The sequence below is a fragment of the Undibacterium sp. RTI2.2 genome, from assembly GCF_035018705.1.
Lineage (GTDB): Bacteria > Pseudomonadota > Gammaproteobacteria > Burkholderiales > Burkholderiaceae_D > Undibacterium.
Genome location: NZ_JASJXN010000121.1, coordinates 1 through 834, shown reverse-complemented (window position 1 = coordinate 834; position 834 = coordinate 1). Strand labels below are relative to the sequence as shown.

1 protein-coding gene is annotated in these 834 nt (G+C 54.2%); it reads right to left on the bottom strand.

Translation table 11 applies throughout. The features are described from left to right. Nucleotides 1–8: 8 nt before the first annotated feature. Nucleotides 9–834: Mu transposase domain-containing protein (locus QN395_RS21360; protein ID WP_416352076.1), on the bottom strand; the 826-nt coding region annotated here is incomplete at its 5' end.

The following is an 834-nucleotide window of genomic DNA, read 5'->3' as shown; positions in this document are numbered from 1 at the left end:
TAGCGTGGTCAGTGGACATTGGCCGCTCCCAGCAAATAATCATAACGGTGGCAGTTCGCCAGAGGTTCCATCGTCAAAGCAATGGTGTCTGGCAGGTGGATCGCTGCTGCGGGTAAATGCGGCGCAATGAGACGGCGCAATTCATTCATCACGATAGGCGCACTGATGACGCCGCCCTCCAGAGTTAACTCACATGCCACAGTAAGCGCATCAAGTCCTGCTTCACCGGCAAGCATCAGTAATTCTACGAAGGCTCGGTCTCCTTTCGGTTGCTTCAGAATCCGGTCGCGTACTTGCACAACCGCTCTGGGTAATGTCCATTCAACGAATGGTGCGCCATTGCGTAAAGCGCCAGGCTTCTTCTCCAGAACAGGCAGGTAATGCCAGGGATCACAAATCAACTGGTCACGACTGAATTGACGGGCATGGGCGGCAATCACTTCGCCCTGTGCGACGACCCGCACCAGATTTGCTGTCGTGCGAACAGATACCGCCTGCCCGGCAAACCGCGCTGGCACACTGTACTTATTCCGGTCTACTTTCACTAGACAAGTGGACGAGGCACGCATCATTTTTTCTACATAGCCATCAAAGTGCGCGCTGACAGGTCGAAGCAAAGGCTGCTCATCAGCATAACAGTCTGCAATGGTGCGCTGACTTTGTGTCGGGTGCATACGTTGCGCTAATTCCTGGCAGCGGGTTGTGAGCCACGCATTTAAATCCGCAAAGGAAGCAAAGCGGGCCAACGGGGTAAACAGCCATTCCCGTACATTGCCAACTTGATTCTCGACCTGACCTTTCTCCCAACCAGAAGCAGGAGTGCAGGCCACTGGT